Below are 15,052 nucleotides of genomic sequence, written 5' to 3' on the forward strand. Positions count from 1 at the left end.
CCCGCCGGGAGAACCCGCGCCTTCCACGGGCCCGCGAGGGGCTCTGGAGGACCTCGGGAGGGCCTCGGTTCCAAGCGGGTTCGCGAGGTTCCGGGAGGGTTCCGAGGGGGCCCAGGAGGGGGCGGGAGGGTTCCGAGAGGGTCCAGGAGGGGCCGGGGGATTCCGAGAGGGTCCGGGGAGGGGGCGGGAGGATCCGCGAGGGTCCCCGGGGGAGCTCAGCTCCAGTGACTCCCGTCCAGCATCCGTTCGAGGAGGGCCCGGTGCATCACCAGGTCGTCGGGGTCGCCGGGCATGGTCTTCTCGCCGAAGTGGATCTGGCGGTGCTCGACGCGGGCCATGATGATGCCGTGCCTGAGGGCGGCGTACGTCTCGTAGAACTCCATGTCCCGGGGCTTGTATCCCGTTATTTCGTGGTACGTCTGGCAGACGTCCTCGCGCCGCAGGAAGTCGGGCATCCCGGGTAACTCCATGAACTCGGTGATGTCCTGGAAGAAGGTGTGCAGGAAGATCATCCAGGAGATGTCCAGCTCGCGGGGGCCGACCGTGGCCATCTCCCAGTCGAGCACCGCCACCGGGGTGAAGTCGCGGTACATCACGTTCCCGATACGGGCGTCGCCCCAGTTCAGCACGTCGGGCCCCGGGTCGGTCGGCCAGTGCTCCTCCAGCCAGCCGAACGCCCGTTCCAGCACCGGGACGGGCATCGAGCCGTGCGCCCACTCGTAGTAGGCCCGCTGGTCCTCGACGTGCCTGCGCAGCGCCGTACCGCCCGTCCCGGGGATCTCCAGGGGGCGCAGTTCCTCGGCGGTGAACGGGGTTTCGTGCAGCGTGGCGAGGATCTCGACGCTGCTCCGCTGCAGCCGCTCGCGGTCGGCGGGGGAGGCGTCCAGCAGCCAGCTCCCGAAGGTGTAGGGCATCACGTCCGGCGGCACGTCGCCGGTGAGCCGCTCCATCACGAAGAACGGGGCGCCCAGGGGCCCGGGGTCGGGCTCGTACCACAGGGTCCGGGGCGCGAGCACGCCCGCGCGCTCCCTGACCAGCCGCATGACCTCGTACTGCCTGCCGAGGTCGTAGCCGGGGAAGATCGGCACCGCCTCGCTCGCCGGGGCCATCCTGGCGACGCACGGGACGTCGTGCCCGCCCTCGGCGGAGGTCCAGGAGGCGTCGAAGAGCAGGGTCTCGCTGGACATGCCGTTGCCCGAGGGACGCGACAGCGGGGAGAGCGCGACGGGGGACCCGACCTTCCCGGCGAGCCACGAGCGCATCCGCTCCCGTAACTCTCCGAGGTCGCGGGTCGATGTCCGCATGCTCTTGTCGGCCCGCGGGCCGGGCTCGTTCGTCGGCTCGTCCATCGCGCTCTCCCGGGTGGCGTGCGTCACAAGGTGATCCGCACAGTCGTAACCCAGCGGCAAGCGCTTGTCCATGAAGCGTTCACGACCTCGTCGGCCATCGGTCGATTCTCGGTCAGGTCGGGGTCAGGGTGCGGTAGCCGTACCCTTGACGTGAAGACCGATCCGAGTAGGGGCCGTGATGAGTTCAGCCGGAGAGGGCCTGTCTCGTCCGTTACCCGAGCAGGTCCGCTTACATGTCGTGGAGCTGGCCTCCCAGATTCTCGGTTCGATGCCCGCGGCCTCGGTTCCGCTGCCCCTGAAGGGGATCGCCAGGTTCGACCCGCGCAAGCGGGCCAGGCTGGGCGGGGCGCCGATCGCCGCGCAGCTGGAGACCGACAAGAAGTTCCGCGAGCTCGTCGCGGAGACGCTGACCGAGGGCTGGCCCGAGCTGATCGCGAGCCTCGCGGAGGGCACGGTCCCGCCTGCGGCCGAGCCCGTCATGGTGGCCGCGGCCGCCTACCTGACCCGGCCGCCCGGCTGGGCGGAGATGGTGGAGACGGCCCGCGCCGACCTGGAGCGCTCGGCCGCCGCGGCCGAGGGCTCCGCGCAGGAGCAGACGGTCTCCCGGCTGCGCGAGCAGCTGGCCGCCCAGAAGACCGCGGCCAAGGAGGAGTCCGAGCGGCTGCGCGAGCAGCTCAAGACCTCGCGCTCGGAGGTCTCCGACCTGCGCCGCAGGCTGCATGACGCCCGCGAGCGGACCAGGGCGGCCGAGGCGCGCGCCGCCGCCGCCCAGGAGGTGGCCGACGAGGCGCGCGCCGCCGCGCTCTCGGCCGGGAGCACGGTGGAGAGCGAGCTGCGCCGCCTGCGCGAGCGGCTGGCCGACGCCGAGCGGCAGCTGGAGTCGACGCGCAGGGCGGCCCGCGAGGGCCGCAGCGTGGAGGACACCAAGGTGCGCATGCTCCTCGACGCGCTGCAGGACGCCGCCGCCGGGCTGCGCAGGGAGCTCGCCCTGCCCTCGGGCATCCACCGTCCCGCCGACTCGGTGGCCTCGGTGGCGCCCGGCAGGCAGGGGGTCCAGGCGGTTCCCGCGCGGGCGCTCGCCGACGACGACCCCGCCCTGCTCGACCAGCTGCTCGCGCTGCCGCAGATCCACCTGATCGTCGACGGCTACAACGTGACCAAGACCGGTTACGGCACGTTCACCCTGGCCGACCAGCGCAGCCGCCTCCTCACCGGTCTCGGCGCGCTCTACGCGCAGACCCGCACCGAGCTGACCTGCGTCTTCGACGGCGCCGAGCTGAACGGTCCGGTGCCGGTGTCGGCCCCCAGGGGGGTGCGCGTGATGTTCAGCGCCCCGAACCAGATCGCCGACGACCTGATCCGCCAGCTGGTCCGCGCCGAGCCCGCGGGGCGTGCGGTCGCGGTGGTCTCCTCGGATCGCGAGGTCGCCGAGTCGGTCCGCCGGATGGGCGCCAGGCCGGTGCCCTCGGTGCTTCTCCTCAGACGTCTGGGGCGCGCGTAAACCTTTCGTGGTCGCCGGGCATCGGATCACCCAGGAGGATTGATTCGGTGAAGAAGATCATAACGCTCGCCCTCACCCTCGCCGCCCTGGCGGCGGGGGCGACCGTCACCACGCCCGCGGCGGCCACGACGGCCGCCATCCCCAAAGGCTTCCTGCTGTACGAGAAGGACGCCGCCAAGAAGGACAACGACCCCGAGACCAACTGGAAGGTCGGCAACTCGGCGAAGGTCAAGCTGGCCGTGAACCCGTGCGACAGGAGCACGCTGGCCGCGACCGGCCGGGTCGCCGCGCGGACGGTGACCTTCACCGGCGTGCCGGACTTCATGAAGGTCGAGCAGGTGATCCTGTACGGTTCGCGCGCCTCGGCGGTCTCGGCCGTCGCCCAGGTGCGCGCCGCCCTGACCAGGTGCGGGGCCAGGACCGACTCGGGCTCCTCCTACCGCTACGCCTCCTCGCGCCTGACCGGGGTCGGCGACGAGGCGCTGAGGATCTCCGGGCAGGTCTACTACGCAGGGAAGGCCGGAGTGGGCGGCGACCGGAGCGTGCTGGTCAGGAAGGGCAACGCCGTTCTGGTCTACCTCTGGGCGGGCGAGTACGCCAGGCCCGCGAAGAGCGACTGGACCGTCCAGCTGCGCGACGCCAGGAAGATGACCGCCAAGATCTGCGACATCGCCGCCTGCGGGTAGCGCGACCGGGGCGACCGGGGCTCGGGCCGGGCGCTCCCCGCGCCCGGAGTCGGGTTCCGGCCGTTCTCCGCGACCGGGGCTCGGGCCGGGGCGCTTCCTCGCGGCCGGGTCCGGGGCGGGCCGCTCCCTCACGACCGGCGTCCGGGCCGGGGCGGGCCGGGTCTCTCCCGCGCCCGGCGCCGGGGTCCGGCCGCTCTGCGTGGCCGGGGTCCGGGCTCGGGTCGCCCCCTCGCGGCCTGGGCGCCTCGGCTCGCGAGACGGGCACCGTGGTTCGCCAGACGGGCGCCGCGGCTCGTGAGACGGGTGTCCGGGCCGAGGGTAAAGGGTTTCCACCTGCAAATAAGGAGCAAACCCGGCGAAAAGGTGAGTCAATCATTACTTCTTCTGTACTATTCGCCGCAGGTCTGGTGCAGTCGGGAGGCGTTGACGTGGCCGTGGCGGGTTTGCCGGTTGGACTGATTCGGATGCCGGTGGCGGCCGGGCTCGCTCTCGCGTTGCTGATGCTGCCGGTGAGCGGAGCGTTCGCCGAGCCGAAGCCGACACTCGCCCAGGCCAAGAAGAAGCTGGAGAAGCTCAACGAGCAGGCCGACCAGGTCGTCGAGAAGTACAACCAGGCCTCGGAGAAGTGGAAGCGGGCCAGGAAGAAGTACCGCACCCTCAACGAGAACCTGAACCGCCAGAACGAGCAGGTCGCCGGGCTGCGCGAGGAGCTCGTCACGATGGCCGTCAGCACCTACCAGGTCGGCGTGGTCAACGGCTGGGAAGGCATGATCTACCAGAGCGACCCCGGCGCCCTGCTGAGCGGCCTGGCCGCCGCCGACCAGATGTCCACCTCCCGCGCCCAGTCCCTGAGCGCCTTCGACGAGGCCACCAAGGCGCTGCGGACCAGCCGGGACCAGGCCAAGAAGGCCCTGTCCGAGGCCGACGAGACGCGTGACGACCTGGCCAGGGAGAAGGCCAAGGCCGACAAGATGGTCAAGGCCCAGACGAAGATCCTGCGCGGGCTCAACGCCTTCAGGACGGGCAACCCCGAGAGCCCCGGGATCCAGTACAACGGCTCCGCCTCGGGCAACGCCCGCGCCGCCCTGCAGTTCGCCTTCGCCCAGGTCGGCAAGCCCTACCGGTACGGCGGCACGGGCCCCGGCGGCTGGGACTGCTCCGGCCTGGTCCAGGGCGCCTGGCGCAGCGGGGGAGTCAGCCTTCCCCGCACGACCTGGGAGCAGTGGAGCTGGGGGGCGAGCCGCAAGGTCTCGCTGAGCGAGCTCCAGCCGGGCGACCTCATCTTCAGCGAGGGACTCGGCCACGTCAGCATGTACGCGGGCAACGGCCAGATCGTGCACGCCCCGCAGACCGGCGACGTCGTCAAGGTCGTCCCGCTGTCCGCCTACGGCCGCCGCATCGTCGGAGCCGTCCGCCCCTGACCGCAGCGGACCTCACCCCGTCGTCGCCGTTCCCGCCTCTCACTTCCCGGCTCATGCGACGTGCCGGCGGCGTTCCCGCGACGGCGCCCGCCCGGGTGACAGCGGTCCGGACGGGCAGGCCGCTTGACCCGGTGACGTGTCACACGGCGAACGGGTAGGTTTCCGGCGGTTCCCCCTCCTCCCAGCCGGCGGTCCGTTCGAGGGGCTCCACGGCCCGTGTCTCGTCGATGTGGATCACGGCGTCGAACTGCTCGGAGACGCGGGTCTGGAAGTAGTGGCTCCGCCGCTCGGTCTGCGGGCGGTAGATGACGCCGATCGCCCGCTCCAGGCGTACCTTGCGCAACGCCTCGGCCACCCGCGGCGCGGTACCGAACGAGAGGAGGAACTCCTTTTCTCCTACCTCGTGGTGGAGTTCCTCGATCGACTCGGAGAGCGCCGGCCGCACCCGCTTGCGCTCGGCCGGTCCACCCCAGTCGTCCGCGGCGGTCACCGTGCCCGTGTAGGTGGTGAAGCCGATGAGGCGGCAGTCGCCGGGATGCCGTTCCCGCACCAGCTGGCCGATGGTGACCTCACCGCGGGCTGCGGACTCGGTCGCGCGCGCGTCGCCGACATGGGAGTTGTGCGCCCATACGACGATCTTCGCCGGGCTGCCCCGCCGGCGGCTCAGGTGGTCGGCCAGCGCCTCCAGGGTCTCCACCATGTGATGGTCACGCAGGTTCCAGGAGGAGACCCGCCCGCCGAACATGGTGCGGTAGTACTTTTCCGCGGACCTGACCACCCGGGCGTTCTGCTCGGTGTAGAACAGCTCGTCCTCGGCGAGCAGCCCGTCCCGCCGCGCGTACTCCAGTGCGTGGCGCTGCAGGTCGGTGAGCTGCTCGATCACCTCCCGCTCGCACGACTGGCCCGCTCCGTAGGCCGCCGCGAAGCCGTAGGCCTGGCCGTCGTCGCCTGAGCGGTGGTCGAAACAGGCGTAACGCTCGCGGGCGCGGGACGCGGCGGCCGGATCGATCCGCTCAAGGGAGGAGACGACCTCGTGGATCGACCGGTGGAGACTGTAGAGGTCCAGCCCGTAGAACCCCGCCTTCGACCGCTCGCCCCCGGTGATGTCGTCGTTGTGCTCGCGCAGCCACCCGGCGAAGTCCAGCACCACCGCGTTGCGCCACATCCAGGCCGGGAAGCGCTCGAAGCCGCGCAGCGACTCCTCGGCGGTCGCGTCCTCGCTCCGGGCGTGGACGTAGCGGTTCACCCGGTAGGCGTCCGGCCAGTCGGCTTCCGCCGCCACGGCGCAGAACCCCTTCTCCTCGATGAGGCGCCGCGTCATCCGCGCGCGCGCCGCGTAGAACTCGTGGGTGCCGTGGGATGCCTCGCCGATCAGCACGAAGCGCGCATCGCCGACCAGGTCGAACAGTAGGTGATCATCCGGTGCGCCGTCCTCGGTGGGGCGTGCCTCCGACCGGATGACGGTCACGTCGGTGGCCACCCGCGCGCCCGTCGCGGCCGGGTGCGACCTCGACGCGGCGCGGAGAAGGTCGTGCACCTCCGCGTCGGTCGTCTGGGAGAAGTCCCAGTACGACTGCCCGACCGCGAGGAAGGGCGACGGCGTGGTGGCGCAGACGACCTCGTCCACCACGGCGGTGAGGTCTTGACACGTGGACTCCGGCGCGGCCGGCACGGCGACGACGATCCTGGCGGGGCGGGAGCGGCGCAGGGCGTTCAGGGCGGCCCGCATGCTCGCACCCGTCGCGAGGCCGTCATCCACCACGATGACGGTCCTGCCCGCGAGGTCCGGTGGCGGGCGCCCCTCACGATAGGTCTGCTCGCGCCGGAGCAGTTCCCGCCCCTCGCGCTGGGCGACCTGCCGGATGGTCTCCGGTGAGATGCCGAGGCCCCTGACGATGTCCTCGTTGAGGACGACGACCCCACCGCTGGAGATCGCCCCCATCGCGAGCTCCTCCCTTCCGGGAGCGCCGAGCTTGCGGACGAGGAAGACGTCGAGCGGGGCGTCCAGGGCCATGGCGATCTCGTACGCCACCGGTACGCCGCCCCGGGGCAGTCCCAGGACGACGAGGCCGGGTCGGCCCCGGTACCTCTCGAGGAGACCCGCGAGTACTCGGCCCGCGTCGCGTCGGTCCTGGAACAAGCGGTTCGACATCGCTACCGCCTCCTTGAGATGACGTGGCCATACCCCACCAAAAACCCGCCAAACGGACACATATCCCCCGGGTGTGACGGCGCTCTGACGCCTCAGGCGCTCAAGGGAGAGCCCTTCCGGTCACAGTGTGAAAGGCCGCCGGATTCGAGATCGTCGAGGCGGGCTTCCGGGAGTCGATCTACGGCGCCTACGGGTGTGTGAGGCGCTGAGGCCGCCCGGCCGGATCGCCCGGGACCGGTCCATCGGCGAGGTTCAAACCTCAATCGGTGCGATGTGATGAATATTACATAAATCGCTATTTGTCGGCGTGGCGACGGACGTGTGACGAGAGTCATATCTCAATAGCATAAATGGCCATTAAGCAGGGGTAACAGGAAGATCAAGATGGCCGTCCGGTCATCCGATTTGGCGAATGCTTTGCCGAAAGTTGGAGATCGGGGTAACTTCTGGCGTCGCGACGTGCAAGCCACGCCGTCGCGGTGAATGTCGGTCTTCGGGCCGGTGTCCCTATAGAAATCCAATCGGTCGCCGTGCCCCCACCCGGGGGCAGGGCTCATCACGGCGGCCCGCCGAATCTATGCAGCCAGGAGGCATGGAACCGGGGACCCAAAAGGCCCAGCACAGCGTGGCCAGGGGTGAATCGGCGCATTTGTGCCGTAGGGCATCTTCCAAGCCCGAACCCGTCAGCTAACCCGGTAGGCATCAGTGGAAGTCCCAAGGAGAAATCCTGTCTACCACCCCGCACAACCCCCGTCTGTCGCGCCTTTTCCGCCTTTCCCTCGGCGGTATCGCCCTCACCCTGACCGCCTCAGCCGGAGCGGTCACCCTGGGGTCCACGGCGGCGCAGGCGGTGGCGGACGGCCCCTCGGAGATACTGTTCAACAGCGCGGCCGGTGTTTCCGAGAAGGCCGAGAGCACCACGAAGACCGCCTCTCAGGCCGGGACCAAGGCCACGTCCAAGGCCAAGGCCAAGGGCAAGACCAGGAAGAGCAGGGCGGCACTGCAGAAGGTCCGGGCCGGCAAGGCGGTCTCGGCGGCCAAGAAGCAGATCGGCGATCCGTACCGGTGGGGAGCCTCCGGCCCCGGAGCGTTCGACTGCTCGGGGCTCGTCCGATACGCCTGGCGCAAGGCGGGCGTGTCCCTTCCCAGGATCACGCACAGCCAGTACAGGTCGATCAAGAAGAAGGTCCCGTGGAGCAAGTTGCACCCCGGTGACCTGCTGTTCTTCAGCGGGAAGGGCCATGTCGGCATGTACGTCGGCAAGGGCAGGATGGTCCACTCGCCGAGCAGCGGCAAGACGGTTCGTATCGTGAGGCTGGCGGGCTACTACAGGTCCTCCTTCGCCGGAGCGGTACGGCCCGGGGCCTGAGCCCCGCACGGAACCCGGAACCCGCACGTGAGCCCGGACTCCCCACGGAACCCGTGCTCACGCGCGTGAACACGGGGCTCCCTGCGGAACCCGGGACCCGCGCGTGAGCCCGGGGCTCCGTACGAACCCGGGACCCGCGCGTGAGCACGGAGCCCGGGTAGGGAGCCCGAGCCCGCGTCCGGGCACGCGCTCGGGCACGCGCCGGGCATCTGCCCGAGCGTCTGCCCGAGCACGGAAAAGCGGCCCCGGCCCTCCACCAGGAGGGCCGGGGCCGCTCCATGCCGGTCGAGTACCATCGGCTCGTATGTCCGTCCCGAAAGGGCGTCGCGCCGTGCTCGCCGGGATGCTGGCGCTGATGAGCGCCGGTCCGTTCGCCGGGACGGGACCCCTCCTGGCCGGAGCCGCCCCGCTCCTCCCGTACGGCCCCCGCGACCCGGGTGATCTCCGCGACCTGTGGCCGGGCGCCGCCGTCACCGTCCGGGGCGAGCACTCCCTCGTGATCGGCCACGGTGTCCCCGCCGCCGTCCTGCGTGATCTGGCGGCCAGGGCCGACCGGGCCCGCGCGACGATCGCGGCGATCTGGGGGCCGGCCCCCGCGGTGATCCTCTTTCCCGGCACCGACGCCGAGGCCGCGGCGCTCGCCGGGGCCGGGAGCACCCGCGGCCTGGCTGCGATGGCGACCCGGGACCGGGTGATCGTCCTGCCGTCGGGATACGCCCGGCTCACCGAGACCGGCAGGGACGTGGTGATCACCCACGAGCTCGCCCACGTGGCCACCGGCGCGACCCGCGGCGGCCGGGTGCCGATGTGGCTGTCGGAGGGCTTCGCCGACTACGCGGGCTACCGCGACGCCGGGATCGCGGTGCGCACGGCCGCCGCCGAGCTGGCCGCCGAGGTGCGCTCGGGCGTCCTGCCCGCCCGGCTCCCCGGCCCGGCCGACTTCGCCCCCGGCGCGCCGAGGCTCGCGCAGGCGTACGAGGAGGCGTGGCTCGCCTGCCGGTTCGTCGCGGAGCGCTTCGGGGAGAAGGCCCTGGTGAGGCTCTACGGTAGCGATGTCGGGAGCACGCTCGGCCTGCCGGTGGCCGAGTTCACCGGAGCCTGGCGCGACTACCTCAGGAAGGAACTCACGTGACGCTGAGCACGACGGACACGCCCTCGGGCGTGCGGTCGGCGGGGTGGGCGCTGGCCGTGCTGGGGGTGGTCACGCTGGCGGTCGTGGCGTTCAGCACGCCCTGGAGCGTGCTGCCGGAGGGGGCCCCGGCCGTCGTCCCCGACCCGGTCCGCGACTTCACCGCCGAGCAGATCGCCAGGGCCGAGAGGTTCGACGCGCTGGTCAGCCTTCCCGGTTACCTGTCGCTCGGCCTGACGCTTCTCGTGGCGGGGGTGCTGGTGGCCACTCCGCTGGGCGCGCGGCTCGTCGACCGGCTGCCGGGGCGATGGTGGCTGCGGGCGCTCCTCGGCGTGCTGGCGCTGTCGGTGGCCGTGGCGATCCTGCGCTGGCCCCTGGGGATGTGGTCGGAGAGCTACCTGCGCGAGTTCGGGCTGTCCACCCAGACCTGGCCGGCCTGGGCGGCCGACCGGGCGAAGAGCACCGGCATCGGCACGGCGCTGACCGCGATCATGGTGCTGGCGGTGATCGCCCTGGCGCGGCGCTACCGGCGCTGGTGGATCCCCGCGGCGGCCGGGGCCTTCGTCCTGACCGTGGCCGCCTCCTTCGCCTACCCGGTGCTCATCGAGCCGGTCTTCAACGACTTCAGGCCGCTGGAGGCCGGGCGGCTGCGCGACGACCTGCTCGCCATGGCCACCAGGGACGGCGTGCCGGTCGAGAACGTGCTCGTCGCCGACGCCTCCCGGCGGACCACCGCGCTCAACGCGTACGTCTCCGGATTCGGCGCGACCCGCAGGATCGTGGTCTACGACACGCTGCTCCGCGCGCCCGCCGACGAGGTCGAGCTGGTGGTCGCGCACGAGCTGGGCCACGCCAAGGCGGGCGACGTGCTGTCGGGCACGCTCGTCGGCGGCCTGGGCGCGGCGTTCGGGGCGTGCCTGCTCTACGCGGTGACCTCGGCGGGGGTCGTACGGCGCCGGACGGAGATCGCCTCACTCGGCGACCCGAGGGCGGTGGGCCTGGTCATGGGGTTGCTGAGCCTCGCCACGGTCCTGTCGGGGCCGGCCCAGAACCTGGTGAGCAGGCAGATCGAGGCCCGCGCGGACGTGCACGCGCTGGACCTGACCAGGGACCCGGCGACGTTCGTCGCCATGCAGAAACGGCTGGCGGCTACCAATATTTCTGATTTGTCGCCCGATCTGGTCGAATATGTACTTTATGCATCGCATCCCACGACGCCGCAGCGCATCGCCCTGGCGCGCACCTGGGCCGCACTGAACGGCCTCCCCGAACCGTGAGCCGCACGCTGGTCGTCACGAACGACTTCCCACCCCGCGCGGGGGGGATCCAGTCGTTCGTGTACGGCCTCATCGCCCGCCGCCCGCCCGCCTCGGTCGTCGTCTACGCCCCCCGATGGGTCGGCAGCGCGGCCTTCGACCTGCGCCAGCCGTACCCCGTCGTGCGGCACCCGACCTCGCTGATGCTGCCCACGCCCGCCGTCGCGCGCCGGGCCGCCGGGCTGGTCGCCGAGTTCGGGTGCGACACCGTGGTCTTCGGGGCGGCGGCGCCGCTCGGGCTGCTCGCGCCCCGGATGCGCGAGGCCGGGGTCCGTCGCGTCGTCATGGTCACCCACGGCCACGAGGCGGGCTGGGCCGGGATCCCGGCCGGTCGCCGGGTGCTCGCCAGGATCGGGGCGGACGCCGACGTGGTCACCTATCTGGGGGAGTACACCCGGCGCCGGCTGGCCCGGGTGATAGCCGCGGACAAGCTGGTGCGGCTCGCGCCCGGCGTCGACACCGGGGTGTTCCATCCCGGTGCCGGAGGGGGCCGGGTGCGCGCGGAACTCGGCCTGGGGGAGCGGCCGGTGGTGGTCTGCCTGTCCAGGCTGGTCCCGCGCAAGGGCCAGGACACGCTCCTGCGGGCCTGGCCCGGGGTGGTCGAGGACGTGCCCGGCGCGGTGCTCCTGATCGTCGGGGGAGGCCCGTACCGCAGGACCCTGGAGCGGCTGGCCCGGCCGATGGGCGGCTCGGTCAGGATCACCGGCCCGGTGCCCGGGGCGGAGCTGCCCGGCTACCTCGCCGCGGGTGACGTGTTCGCCATGCCGTGCCGCACCCGCCTGGGCGGCGTCGACGTGGAGGGGCTCGGCATCGTCTACCTGGAGGCCTCCGCCAGCGGCCTGCCCGTGGTGGCCGGTTCCTCGGGCGGCGCCCCCGACGCCGTGCTGAGCGGGGAGACCGGCCTGGTCGTCGACGGCACCCGCCCCGACGAGGTCGCGGCGGCACTGGTCGGCCTGCTCAAGGACCCCGCGGGGGCGCGGGCGATGGGGGAGCGGGGACGCGAGTGGGCGGCGCGCGAGTGGAGCTGGGACCTCGCCGCCTCCCGCTTCGCCCGCCTCCTGGAGCCCGCGGAGACCCCCTAGCCGCCGTCCGTCGTGGAGACGCGCAGGGCCCTTACGGCTCCAGGGTGCCCGGAGCCCGGAGCCCGCGGAGACTTCCCGGTCGTGTCCGGCCGGGAAGCGTGACTAGCCGTAGAGGGACTCGATCTGCTTGGTGAAGTCGCGCATCACGATGTTGCGCTTGATCTTCAGGGTCGGGGTGAGGTGCCCGCTCTCCTCGCTGATGTCGATGTCGAGGATGGCGAACTTCTTGATCTGCTCGGCCTTGGAGACGAACCTGTTGGCGCCGTCCACCGCCTTCTGCACCTCGGCGACGATCGCCGGGTCGGAGCTGAGCTCGGTGAGGTCCGCCCCCGCCTTGCCGTTGGCGGCCTTCCACTGCTCCAGGGCCTCGACGTCGAGCGTGATGAGCGCCGCGACGAACGGCCGGTCGTCGCCGACCACCATCGCCTGGCTGATCAGCGGGTGGGCGCGGATGTGGTCCTCCATCGGGGCCGGGGCGACGTTCTTGCCCGCGGCGGTGACGATGATCTCCTTCTTGCGCCCGGTGATGCGGAGGTAGCCGTCGTTGTCGAGCTCGCCGATGTCGCCGGTGTGGAACCAGCCGTCCGCGTCGATCGCCTCGGCGGTGGCCTCGGGGTTGTTCCAGTAGCCCTGGAAGACGTGGCGGCCCTTGACGAGCACCTCGCCGTCCTCGGCGATGCCGATGGTGACGCCGGGGAACGGCTTGCCGACGGTGCCGACCTTGTTGGCGCCCGGCATGTTGACCGAGGACGGCGCGGAGGTCTCGGTGAGGCCCCAGCCCTCCAGGGTCTCGATGCCCACGCCGCGGAAGAAGTGGCCGAGCCGCTCGCCGAGGGCGGAGCCGCCGGAGACCGCCGTCGTCAGCCTGCCCCCGGTCGCGGCGCGGATCTTGCCGTACACGAGCTTGTCGAACAGGGTGTGCTTGAGCCTGAGGCCCAGTCCCGCGCCGCCCGCCGTCTCCGCCCTGCTCCAGGCGACGGCGGTGTCGGCCGCGGCGTGGAAGATCCTCCCCTTGCCCTCGGCCGTCGCCTTCTGCTCGGCGCCGTTGTAGACCTTCTCGAACACGCGGGGCACGCCCAGCAGGAACGTGGGCTTGAAAGCCTGCAGGTCGGGGGCGACGTTCTTCATGTTGGGGGTGTGCGCGAGGATCGTGCCGGTCTCGATCAGCACGATCTCGATGATGCGGGCGAAGACGTGCGCGAGCGGCAGGAAGAGCAGCGCCGCCCTCTCGTCCACGGTGAACAGGCGCTCCAGCGGTCCGTTCGCGACGTTCCGCGCGGTGAACAGCAGGTTGTCGTGGGTGAGGCTGCAGCCCTTGGGCCTGCCGGTGGTGCCCGAGGTGTAGACGATGGTCGCCAGGTCGGCGATGCCGCGCCCGGTCCTGCGCTCGGCGAGCGTGTCGTCGGAGACCTCGGTGCCGAGCGCGGTGAGCTCGTCCAGGGCGCCGTTCTCGATGCGCCAGACGTTCTTGAGACCCGGCAGGCCGGACGCGTCCTCGCGGATGGTCGCCTCGTGCGACTCCAGCTCGGCGAACACGGCCTTCGCGCCGCTGTCGGAGATGATCCAGGCGGCCTGGTCGGCGGAGGAGGACTCGTAGATGGGCACGCCGACCGCCCCGGCGGTCCAGATCGCGTAGTCGATCACGGTCCACTCGTAGCGGGTGCGCGACATCAGGGCCACCCGGTCGCCGGGCTCCACCCCCGCCGCGATCAGGCCCTTGGCCACCCCGGCGACCTGGTCGCGGAACTCCCCGGCGGTGACGGCCGTCCAGTCGTCGCCCACCTTGCGCCGCAGGGCGACGACGTTGGGCTCCTCCTCGGCACGCCGGAACACCGTGTCGGTGAGGTTGGCGGAGGCGGGGACATCCACCAGCACGGGGACGCTGTACTCGCGCACGGGTCACTCCTGGAGACGCACGATCGATGGGCTGCCTGGAAGTTATCGCGATAAGTTACGCGTGGGTAAATTCGTCACCCAGGCGTTATGAAGAGGGATTTCACCGTAGCAACTAACCGTCGCGCCGGATCGTCGGCCGCGCCGTGCGCCCCCACCGCGCTTTCGCCGCGCCAGGTTCGTCATATATAGCCGTATTTATTGGTGGTTAGGATGTCTGGCATGCGGGTTCATGTCGTCAGCGATGTGCACGGAAGAGCCGACGCGCTGGCCCGCGCGGGAGAGGGCGCCGACGCGCTGATCTGCCTGGGCGACCTGATCCTGTTCGTCGACTACGAGGACCACTCCCAGGGCATCTTCGCCGAGCTCTTCGGGGCCGAGCGGGCCGGGGAGTTCATCGCGCTGCGGACGGCCAAGCGGTTCGACGAGGCGCGGGCGATGTCCTCCGCGCTGTGGGCCTCGCTGGAGGGCGACCCGCGCGACCACATCGAGCGCTCCGTCCGGCGGCAGTACGGCGAGATCTTCACCGCGATGCCGACCCCCGCGTACATCACCTACGGCAACGTGGACCTGCCGCGCTACTGGCCCGAGTACGTCCGGGAGGGCCATCACGTGCTCGACGGCGAGACCGTGGAGATCGGCGGTCTGCGTTTCGGCTTCGTCGGGGGCGGGCTGCGCACCCAGTACCGGACGCCGTACGAGATCGACGACGAGGAGTTCGCCCGCAAGGTCGAGGCCGTCGGCGAGGTGGACGTGCTCTGCTGCCACATCCCTCCCGCGATCCCCGAACTGCTCTACGACGTGGTCGCCCGGCGCTTCGAGCGGGGCAGCGAGGCCACCCTGGAGGTGATCAGGCGGACCCAGCCGCGCTACGCCCTGTTCGGCCACGTGCACCAGCCCCTCGCCGCCCGCACCCGGGTCGGCAGGACCGAATGCCTCAACGTGGGCCACTTCCGGAACAGAGGCGTCCCCTACGTCCTGGAGTGGTAGCCGGTGGGGAGCGCGCGGTCCGGGTGGTGCCCCTTCGCGGAGGGGCCTCCCGGGTGTGTTCCCCCGGCGGTGCCTCTTCGGCGGGAGGGGCGGACACGCGAGGTGTCCGCTTCGCGGCGCCGCTTCCTGTCACCGCGGTGACCGTGCCCGGCCCCGCCGGGCGT

Annotated in this window: 11 protein-coding genes and 1 riboswitch; of the genes, 8 read left to right on the forward strand and 3 right to left on the reverse strand. The window is 71.5% G+C overall.

The annotated features are described in order from the left end of the window. Positions 1-215 precede the first annotated feature (215 nt). Positions 216-1,349, reverse strand: a complete 1,134-nt coding sequence (locus ACFFRH_RS01545; RefSeq protein WP_386153461.1) for a phosphotransferase family protein — start codon at positions 1,347-1,349, stop codon at positions 216-218. A 178-nt stretch (positions 1,350-1,527) separates the two neighbouring features. On the opposite strand from ACFFRH_RS01545, the gene ACFFRH_RS01550 reads away from it, so the two are divergent. The 3 genes from ACFFRH_RS01550 (at position 1,528) to ACFFRH_RS01560 (ending at position 4,957) form a co-directional block, all read left to right on the forward strand. Next, a complete protein-coding gene (locus ACFFRH_RS01550) occupies positions 1,528-2,850 on the forward strand; it encodes an NYN domain-containing protein (protein ID WP_386153464.1) in 1,323 nt (440 codons plus the stop codon). A gap of 47 nt (positions 2,851-2,897) precedes the next feature. Continuing rightward, the gene (locus ACFFRH_RS01555; RefSeq protein ID WP_386153467.1) at positions 2,898-3,536 is read left to right on the forward strand and encodes a hypothetical protein; all 639 of its coding nucleotides are present in this window, start codon (positions 2,898-2,900) and stop codon (positions 3,534-3,536) included. A 464-nt stretch (positions 3,537-4,000) separates the two neighbouring features. After that, positions 4,001-4,957, forward strand: coding sequence for an NlpC/P60 family protein (locus tag ACFFRH_RS01560; RefSeq protein WP_386153470.1), 957 nt, complete (start codon positions 4,001-4,003; stop codon positions 4,955-4,957). A gap of 139 nt (positions 4,958-5,096) precedes the next feature. Here ACFFRH_RS01560 and ACFFRH_RS01565 read toward each other — a convergent pair whose 3' ends face one another. Further along, complete coding sequence (locus ACFFRH_RS01565; RefSeq protein ID WP_386153473.1) at positions 5,097-7,109, reverse strand: erythromycin esterase family protein; 2,013 nt, start codon at positions 7,107-7,109, stop codon at positions 5,097-5,099. A 557-nt stretch (positions 7,110-7,666) separates the two neighbouring features. Further along, positions 7,667-7,826, forward strand: a riboswitch (cyclic di-AMP (ydaO/yuaA leader). A 133-nt stretch (positions 7,827-7,959) separates the two neighbouring features. Between ACFFRH_RS01565 and ACFFRH_RS01570 the strand changes: the two genes are divergently transcribed. The 4 genes from ACFFRH_RS01570 (at position 7,960) to ACFFRH_RS01585 (ending at position 12,005) form a co-directional block, all read left to right on the forward strand. After that, the gene (locus tag ACFFRH_RS01570) at positions 7,960-8,478 is read left to right on the forward strand and encodes a C40 family peptidase (protein ID WP_386153476.1); all 519 of its coding nucleotides are present in this window, start codon (positions 7,960-7,962) and stop codon (positions 8,476-8,478) included. A gap of 304 nt (positions 8,479-8,782) precedes the next feature. Further along, entirely contained in the window at positions 8,783-9,610 is an 828-nt protein-coding gene (locus tag ACFFRH_RS01575) for a hypothetical protein (RefSeq protein WP_386153479.1), read from the forward strand. Beyond that, positions 9,607-10,884, forward strand: coding sequence for a M48 family metallopeptidase (locus tag ACFFRH_RS01580; protein WP_386153482.1), 1,278 nt, complete (start codon positions 9,607-9,609; stop codon positions 10,882-10,884). The genes ACFFRH_RS01575 and ACFFRH_RS01580 overlap by 4 nt, the downstream gene beginning before the upstream one ends. Beyond that, on the forward strand, positions 10,881-12,005 hold the full coding sequence (locus ACFFRH_RS01585) for a glycosyltransferase family 4 protein (protein ID WP_386153485.1): 1,125 nt from the start codon (positions 10,881-10,883) through the stop codon (positions 12,003-12,005). The genes ACFFRH_RS01580 and ACFFRH_RS01585 overlap by 4 nt, the downstream gene beginning before the upstream one ends. 102 nt (positions 12,006-12,107) lie before the next feature. Here ACFFRH_RS01585 and ACFFRH_RS01590 read toward each other — a convergent pair whose 3' ends face one another. Then, positions 12,108-13,901, reverse strand: a complete 1,794-nt coding sequence (locus ACFFRH_RS01590; protein WP_344749470.1) for an AMP-dependent synthetase/ligase — start codon at positions 13,899-13,901, stop codon at positions 12,108-12,110. Positions 13,902-14,120: 219 nt separating this feature from the next. Here ACFFRH_RS01590 and ACFFRH_RS01595 point away from each other — a divergent pair, with 219 nt between their 5' ends. After that, on the forward strand, positions 14,121-14,888 hold the full coding sequence (locus ACFFRH_RS01595) for a metallophosphoesterase family protein (protein ID WP_344749469.1): 768 nt from the start codon (positions 14,121-14,123) through the stop codon (positions 14,886-14,888). The last annotated feature ends 164 nt before the right edge of the window (positions 14,889-15,052 follow it).

The sequence above is a fragment of the Streptosporangium vulgare genome (genome assembly GCF_042428775.1).
Lineage (GTDB): Bacteria > Actinomycetota > Actinomycetes > Streptosporangiales > Streptosporangiaceae > Streptosporangium > Streptosporangium vulgare.

What these genes read in the sequence shown, in the direction of transcription:
- ACFFRH_RS01545 (WP_386153461.1), bottom strand. Translation starts at nt 1,349, where the DNA reads ATGGACGAGCCGACGAACGAGCCCGGCCCGCGGGCCGACAAGAGCATG.
- ACFFRH_RS01550 (WP_386153464.1), top strand. Translation starts at nt 1,528, where the DNA reads ATGAGTTCAGCCGGAGAGGGCCTGTCTCGTCCGTTACCCGAGCAGGTC.
- ACFFRH_RS01560 (WP_386153470.1), top strand. Translation starts at nt 4,001, where the DNA reads ATGCCGGTGGCGGCCGGGCTCGCTCTCGCGTTGCTGATGCTGCCGGTG.
- ACFFRH_RS01565 (WP_386153473.1), bottom strand. Translation starts at nt 7,109, where the DNA reads ATGTCGAACCGCTTGTTCCAGGACCGACGCGACGCGGGCCGAGTACTC.
- ACFFRH_RS01575 (WP_386153479.1), top strand. Translation starts at nt 8,783, where the DNA reads ATGTCCGTCCCGAAAGGGCGTCGCGCCGTGCTCGCCGGGATGCTGGCG.
- ACFFRH_RS01595 (WP_344749469.1), top strand. Translation starts at nt 14,121, where the DNA reads ATGCGGGTTCATGTCGTCAGCGATGTGCACGGAAGAGCCGACGCGCTG.